Consider the following 7,194-nt stretch of genomic DNA (forward strand, 5'->3'; position numbering starts at 1 on the left):
CCCCGTCCCGGGGGCGGCCACTGTCGGACGTGCGGCGGGACCGCGCGGAGCCCTCGGGCCCCGGCTCCGCGTGGAGGTCAGCCGACGCGCAGACCCTCGAGCAGGGTGGGATCGCCGGCCACGTCGAGCGTGTCGAAGCTGACCCGGCCCCAGAGCGCGAGCAGCAGGTCGCTCGCCGTGCCGCTGACCTGCGCCCGGGCGTGGTGGTCGTCGTGGTCGAAGATGGTGGCGGTGTCCAGCAGGGCCACCCCCTCGCCGCGCAGCCGGAGGAACCACTGCTGGGCGGCGTCGACCGCGGAGAGCCGCACCACCCCGTGCCACTGGCCGGCGGTGCGGCGCCGGCCGGCGGGCAGCCAGGTGTCCAGCACCTCGCTCACGCCGTCGGCGGCGAGCTTGGCCTCGACCGGCTCACCGGCGGCGATCGCCAGCTGGGCGTCCCAGCGGTGCACCGCGGTCTCGTGCGCCATCCGGCGCGGCCAGAAGCCCGCCTTCTTCGGCTGGGGGGCCCAGTTCCAGGCCGGGGCCTCCGGGTCGAGGGCGTCGAAGAGGGACATCAGCTGGTCGTACTCCTGCTGCCAGAGCCGGAGCGGGGCGACGCCGGCCTCCGGCTCGATCCGCTCGGGCCGGCCCGGCGGCCGGGTGGCCGCGCCGGCCCCCGCGAACGAGCGCACCCAGCGGTAGATGGCGGCGAGGTGCAGAGTCAGGTCGGCGACGGTCCAGCCGGGACAGGACAGCACCGGGGTCTCCGGTGGCGCCTCCGCCACGGCCGCGGCGAACGCCGGGCCCTCCGCCCGGAGCGCACCGATCCAGAAGTCCTTCGTGCCGTGCAGTCTGCTCATCGCCATCCTCCCGGGGGTGACCGGGCCACCAGTGGGCGCCGCGGCTACCCCTCAGCCTAGGGTGAAAGGCGTGTCTGACGTCTACGCCCAGCCGACAACCGGCACCGAACCCGCCGCTACGTGCGAACTGGCGCGATACACCACATTGCGCCTGGGAGGACCGGCCGGACGCGTCGTGGCCGGCACCGACGCGGACGAGATCGTCCGGGCGGTGCGGGAGGCGGGCGAACGGGACGAGCCGGTCCTGGTCCTCGCCGGCGGCAGCAACGTGGTGATCGGCGACGCCGGCTTCCCCGGCACCGTGGTCCTGGTCCGCTCCCGGGGCCTCCAGGTGGTCGACGAGGACGCCGCGACGGTCACCGTACGCGTCGAGGCCGGCGAGCCCTGGGACGACCTGGTCGCCGCCACCGTGGCCAACGGCTGGTCCGGTCTGGAGTGCCTCTCCGGCATCCCCGGCTCGACCGGAGCCACCCCGATCCAGAACGTCGGCGCGTACGGGCAGGAGGTCGCCGAGACCATCACCGGCGTGCGGGTCCACGACCGGGTCGACGGGACGGTCGGGCGGATCGCCGCCGCCGACTGCGGCTTCGCCTACCGCTCCAGCATCTTCAAGTACAGCGACCGCTGGGTGGTGCTGTCGGTCGACTTCCGGCTGGCCCGCTCGCCGCTGTCCGGCCCGGTGCGCTACGCCGAGCTGGCCCGGGCGCTCGGCGTGGAGGTGGGGGACCGGGTGCCGCTGGCCGACGCCCGGGCCACGGTGCTGCGGCTGCGCGCCGGCAAGGGCATGGTGCTCGACGCGGCCGACCCGGACACCCGGTCGGTCGGCTCGTTCTTCACCAACCCGGTGCTGGACCGCGCGGCGTACGAGCTGCTGCGCGAGCGCGCCGCCGACCTGGGCGAGCCGCCGTCGTGGCCCTGCCCGGGGGACATGGTGAAGATCAGCGCGGCCTGGCTGATCGACAAGGCCGGCTTCGGCAAGGGCCACCCGGGCCCGGAGGGCACCGCCATCTCCGGCAAGCACACCCTCGCCCTGACCAACCGCGGCGGCACCGCCAGCACCGCCGCCCTGGTCGAGCTGGCCCGGGAGATCCGCGACGGCGTCCACCGCCGCTTCGGCGTCACCCTCCACCCCGAACCCGTCCTCGTCAACTGCACCATCTGATGCGCGCCCCCGGCGGCTGGCGCGGTCAGGTGGGGGAGACGGCGGGCCAGGGGAGGGTGAGTTCGCCGTGGCGCCAGCGGCGGGGGCCGTCGAGGATCGGCCAGCCCGACGCCCGTACGGCGGACACCGCGTGGAGCCAGCGCTGGCGGGGGCCGAACGGGGCGTAGCCGGCGGCGGCGTGCCAGGCGTCGTCGAGCGCCCCGATCAGGTCGTGGATCCGCTCGCCGGGGACGTTGCGGTGGATGAGCGCCTTGGGCAGCCGTTCGGCCAGTTCCGCCGGGGTGCCCAGGGTGGTGAGCCTCGTGGCCAGGGTGAGCGTCCGGGGGCCGTCCGCGTCGAGCAGCACCCAGCCGCCGAGCCGGCCCAGCTCGTCGCAGGTGCCCTCCACCAGCAGCCCGCCCGGGGCCAGCGCGGCGGTCATCGTCCGCCAGGCGTCGGCCACCTCGCGCTCGTCGTACTGGCGCAGGACGTTGAACGCGCGGACCAGTGCGGGACGCAGCCCGGCCAGCTCGAACCCGCCCCGGGCGAACGTCAGCCGGGGCGGGTCGGCGGCGGGCTGGGCGGCGGCCACGCGGACGGGATCGATCTCCAGCCCGACCACCCGCACGTCGGCGCGGACCCCGGCGGCGAGCCGGGCGCGCAACTCGACGGCGGTGACCGGGGTGGCGCCGTAGCCGAGGTCCACCACCAGCGGGTCGGCGGCGTCGCGCAGCGCCTCCCCGCAGGTCTCGACGATCCAGTTGTCCACCCGGCGGAGCCGGTTGGGGTTGGTCGTCCCCCGGGTCACCACGCCGAGCGGCCGGTGCCGCGCCGTGCCCGCCATCGTCGACCGCCCCCCGGCTCAGCCGACCCGGTGCACCTTGTGCTGGGCGGCCTGCGCCAGCGGGCGCACCACGAGGCGGTCGACGTTGACGTGCTGCGGGCGGGTCGCGCACCAGGCGACGCAGTCGGCGACGTCCTCGGCGACCAGCGGCTCGGCGACCCCGGCGTAGACCGCCGCCGCCTTCTCGGCGTCCCCGCCGAAGCGCACCAGCCCGAACTCGTCGGTCTTCACCATGCCGGGGTCGATCTCCACCACCCGGACCGGGCGGCCGCACAACTCCAGGCGCAGGGTGCCGGCGACGGCCGTCTGCGCGTGCTTGGCGGCGGTGTAGCCGCCACCGCCCTCGTAGACGGTGAGGCCGGCGGTCGAGGAGACGATCACGATGGTGCCGGCCCCGGACGCCTCCAGCGCGGGCAGCAACGCCTGGGTGACGCGCAGCGTGCCGAGCACGTTGACGTCGTACATCCACTGCCAGTCGCCGACCGACCCGGACTCGACCGGGTCCATGCCACGCGCGCCGCCGGCGTTGTTGACCAGCAGGGTGACCGGCCCCGGCGCAGCGGCCGCGGCCTCGGCGAGCCCGGCCACCGACTCGTCGGAGGTGACGTCGCAGGGCACGGCGGTGGCCGCGCCCCCCGCTGCCTCGATCTCCGCGATCAGTCCGGCCAACCGGTCGGTACGCCGCGCGGCGGCGAGCACGTGGAAACCCTCGGCGGCGAGCCGGCGGGCGGTGGCCGCGCCGATCCCGCTGGACGCTCCGGTGACGACGGCGACAGAGGTCATCCGGCCATTCTCACCCGGCCGGCCGCGCCGGGCGCCCCCGGCGCGGTGATGAGGTCCGTCACGCCCGGGGGTCGCCCCCGCGCATCAGCGGGGCGGGATCGGGAAGATGACATCCGGCGAGGACGTTGTCCGAAAAGCGCCGGGCGTGCGGGACGGCATAAACCGTGACAGAGGGAGCGGACGTGGCGGAAGTGCACACCGGTGTGGGTCGTCAGCGCGGTGCGCGTCCGTGGCCCCGCCCCCGGCGGATCGCCACGCTCTCGGTGCACACCTCGCCCCTGCACCAGCCGGGCACCGGCGACGCGGGCGGCATGAACGTCTACATCCTGGAGGTCGCGCGGCGGCTCGCCGAGGCGGACGTCGAGGTGGAGATCTTCACCCGGGCGACCTCCGGCGACCTGCCCCCGGTCGTCGAGACGGCCCCCGGCGTGCACGTCCGGCACGTCACCGCCGGCCCGCTCGAAGGGCTCACGAAGGAGGAGCTGCCGGGTCAGCTCTGCGCCTTCACCGCCGGCGTGCTGCGCGCCGAGGCGTCCCGCCCACCGGGCCACTACGACCTGATCCACTCCCACTACTGGCTCTCCGGCCAGGTCGGCTGGCTGGCCAAGGAACGCTGGGGCGTGCCGCTGGTGCACACCGCGCACACCCTGGCGAAGGTCAAGAACGCCCAGCTCGCCGCCGGGGACCGGCCGGAACCCAAGGCCCGCGTCATCGGCGAGGAGCAGGTGGTCGCCGAGGCCGACCGGCTCGTCGCGAACACCGCGGTCGAGGCCCGGGACCTGATCGACCGGTACGACGCGGACCCGACCCAGGTGGCGATCGTCGAGCCCGGCGTGGACCTGGACCGGTTCCGCCCCGCCCCCGAGGGGCACAAGCGCGCCGCCCGCCGCCGGCTCGGGCTGCCCGCCACCGGGTACGTGGTGGCCTTCGTCGGCCGCATCCAGCCGCTGAAGGCCCCGGACGTGCTCGTCCGCGCGGTGGCCGCGCTGCGCGAGCGCGACCCGGCGCTCGCCGACGAGGTGACCGTGGTGATCTGTGGCGGCCCCAGCGGCAGCGGCCTGGACCGGCCGACCGCCCTGATGGAGCTGGCCGCCTCGCTCGGCGTCGCCGACCGGGTGCGGTTCCTGCCGCCGCAGACGGGCGACGACCTGCCCGCCCTGTACCGGGCGGCCGACCTGGTGGCGGTGCCGTCGCACAACGAGTCCTTCGGGCTGGTGGCGCTGGAGGCCCAGGCCTGCGGCACGCCGGTGGTGGCCGCCGCCGTCGGCGGGCTGGTGACCGCGGTCCGGGACCAGGTCAGCGGCCTGCTCGTCGACGGCCACGACCCGGTCGACTGGGCCCGTACGCTCGGCCGCCTGCTGCCCGACCGGCTACGCCGGGCCGAGCTGTCCCGGGGCGCGGCCCGGCACGCCCGCGCGTTCTCCTGGCAGCGGACGGCCTCGGGGCTGCTCGCCGTCTACGGCGAGGCGATCGCCGACCACCGGGCCCGGCTCGCCTCCGAGCTGGCCGGCGACGCGGCGATGTCCTGCTCCTGGTGACCGGCCCGGTCGCCGGTGGCGGGCCGTCCGCCGCCACTCCCGTGCCGGGGCGTGGGCGGCCGTAGAGTGGGCCGATGAGCGCGAAGGACGATCTGGCGGCCCTGATCGAGGCGGTCTGCGACGAGCGGGAGCTGGCCTGGGAGTCGACCGGCCCGGGCTCGTACGCGGTCACGCTGCCGGGCACCCACAAGCTGAAGACGGTCTGCAACCTGATCGTCGGTGAACACGCGCTGCGGATCGAGGCGTTCGTGATGCGCCAGCCGGACGAGCGGCGCGAGGAGCTGTGGGCCTGGCTGCTGCGACGCAACGCCCGGATGTACGGCGTGTCCTTCTCCGTCGACGCGGTCGGCGACGTCTACCTGACCGGCCGGGTCAACCCGGCGGGGGTCGACGCCGACGAGCTGGACCGGCTGCTCGGCGCGGTGCTGACGTACTCCGACGAGTCCTTCGACACGATGCTGGAGATCGGCTTCGGCAGCTCGATCCGCCGGGAGTGGGAGTGGCGGGTCAAGCGGGGCGAATCCACCGCGAACCTCGCGGCGTTCGCGCACCTCTTCGAGCCGTCCCCGGCCGCCGCCGGCGCGGGGACCGCCGGCACCGGAGGCGGCGCTCCCGGTGCGGGTGCCCCGGCGGGAGGTTCGGACCGGTCCTGACGGGTATGCCGCACCGCGCGGCGCGGCACTTGGGACCCGCCGCGCGCCGAGGACCAACTGTCGAGGAGCGTGAGCGTCCCATGGCTCAGCGGAACAGCTCAGGTCGCGGCGGGACTGCGACCAGGACGAAACGGCAGGCGGGCAACCAGACCCCGAACACGCCGGGGATCTCCGAGTCCGACATCTCGCGGATGAAGGTGGACGAGATCCGGGGGCAGTTGCGCCGGCGCGGGGTCTCCGGGATCTCCGCGCTGCGCAAGCCGGAACTGGTGAAGACGCTGGTGCGGACCCTGCGTGCGGAGCGCCCCGCGGGTGGCGCCGCCCGCCGCAGCACCGGGCCCGCCGGCCGCGCGACGGGGACGAAGGCGGCTGCCGGCCGGGCCGCCGCCACGAAGAAGGCGGCTGCCGGCCGGGCCGCGGGCAAGGCCGCCCCGAGCCGGGCGAAGGCCGCGAACAAGACCGCGCCGGCCAAGAAGGCCCCGGCCCGGAAGGCCGCCGCGAAGGCGGCTCCCGCCAAGAAGGCGGCCCCCGCCAAGAAGGCGGCGGCGAAGAAGACCGCGCCCGCGAAGAAGGCCGCGCCGGCCCGGAAGACCACGGCGGCGAGGAAGTCCGCGCCGGCGTCGTCGCGGGCCGGCTTGGCACGCGGCGGTACGGCGACGAAGGCGACCCCGGTCCGGGCCGGCCGCGCCTCCTCGCGGTCGGTGCGTTCCTCGCAGGTGATCACCTCGACCGCCGACCGGCCCGAGCGCCCCGGCCGCAGTCTGGTCACCGCGAACCACGACGTGATCCGGCGCTGGGCGCAGGAGCGCGGCGCGAAGCCGGCGACGATCGCGGGCACCGAGCGGGAGGGCCGGGCCGGCGTGCTCACGTTCAACATCCCGGGCTACCGGGAGAGCAGCCGGATACGCGAGATCACCTGGGACGAGTGGTTCCGCACCTTCGACGATCGCAAGCTGAACCTGATCTACCAGGAGCAGCTCCGCGACGGCCGGCCCAGCAACTTCTTCCGTACGGAATCCCCGGATCGTGAGGACGCCTGACGTGTTTGGGGGAATGGCCGACGGGTATCCGCTGTTGGACGACGGAGGACCGAGGCGGCGACATCCGGGTGGGACACCGGGTGCTGTGACCGGCGAGACAGCCGATCCAGCTTGAATCGGGAATCCGGGCGAACTAACTTTATTGCACCGCGCCACGCTCGGAAACGTTCGGGGGAGCGGCGGATCGATCAGATCCGTGCACCGAGCGAGGCGCAGGGGACGGGTGGAACAACACCGTTGGGGGACGGTGGCCACCTGTTTGGACCGGCGGCGCGAGCGGGCGACGCCTACGGGGGTGGGTATCGCCCGCCGCCGCCGGTCATACCGTGCGAGCGCCCATCACGACCACAGGTCGT

At 75.2% G+C, this 7,194-nt stretch carries 7 protein-coding genes; 4 read left to right on the forward strand and 3 right to left on the reverse strand.

Annotated features, from left to right (window positions below):
* Positions 1-77: 77 nt before the first annotated feature.
* Positions 78-839 (reverse strand): maleylpyruvate isomerase family mycothiol-dependent enzyme, encoded by a 762-nt coding sequence (locus AB0L34_RS31980; protein ID WP_363709179.1) that lies wholly within the window; start codon positions 837-839, stop codon positions 78-80.
* 70 nt (positions 840-909) lie between these two features.
* On the opposite strand from AB0L34_RS31980, the gene AB0L34_RS31985 reads away from it, so the two are divergent.
* A complete protein-coding gene (locus AB0L34_RS31985; RefSeq protein ID WP_363709181.1) occupies positions 910-2,001 on the forward strand; it encodes a UDP-N-acetylmuramate dehydrogenase in 1,092 nt (363 codons plus the stop codon).
* A gap of 25 nt (positions 2,002-2,026) precedes the next feature.
* Here the strand turns inward: AB0L34_RS31985 and AB0L34_RS31990 are convergent, their stop codons facing one another.
* Both AB0L34_RS31990 and AB0L34_RS31995 read right to left on the reverse strand, forming a co-directional pair.
* Positions 2,027-2,824, reverse strand: a complete 798-nt coding sequence (locus AB0L34_RS31990) for a class I SAM-dependent methyltransferase (protein ID WP_363709183.1) — start codon at positions 2,822-2,824, stop codon at positions 2,027-2,029.
* An 18-nt stretch (positions 2,825-2,842) separates the two neighbouring features.
* On the reverse strand, positions 2,843-3,607 hold the full coding sequence (locus tag AB0L34_RS31995) for an SDR family NAD(P)-dependent oxidoreductase (protein ID WP_363709185.1): 765 nt from the start codon (positions 3,605-3,607) through the stop codon (positions 2,843-2,845).
* Between the two features lie 182 nt (positions 3,608-3,789).
* Here AB0L34_RS31995 and mshA point away from each other — a divergent pair, with 182 nt between their 5' ends.
* The 3 genes from mshA to AB0L34_RS32010 all read left to right on the forward strand — a co-directional run bounded on the left by mshA (position 3,790) and on the right by AB0L34_RS32010 (position 6,838).
* Positions 3,790-5,145: a D-inositol-3-phosphate glycosyltransferase gene (gene mshA, locus AB0L34_RS32000; RefSeq protein WP_363709187.1), complete on the forward strand. Its 1,356-nt coding sequence runs from the start codon at positions 3,790-3,792 to the stop codon at positions 5,143-5,145.
* Positions 5,146-5,219: 74 nt separating this feature from the next.
* Positions 5,220-5,798 (forward strand): YbjN domain-containing protein, encoded by a 579-nt coding sequence (locus AB0L34_RS32005; protein WP_363709189.1) that lies wholly within the window; start codon positions 5,220-5,222, stop codon positions 5,796-5,798.
* A 191-nt stretch (positions 5,799-5,989) separates the two neighbouring features.
* A complete protein-coding gene (locus tag AB0L34_RS32010; protein ID WP_363709191.1) occupies positions 5,990-6,838 on the forward strand; it encodes a hypothetical protein in 849 nt (282 codons plus the stop codon).
* Positions 6,839-7,194: the final 356 nt, after the last annotated feature.

Source organism: Micromonospora sp. NPDC052213 (genome assembly GCF_040679695.1).
Lineage (GTDB): Bacteria > Actinomycetota > Actinomycetes > Mycobacteriales > Micromonosporaceae > Micromonospora.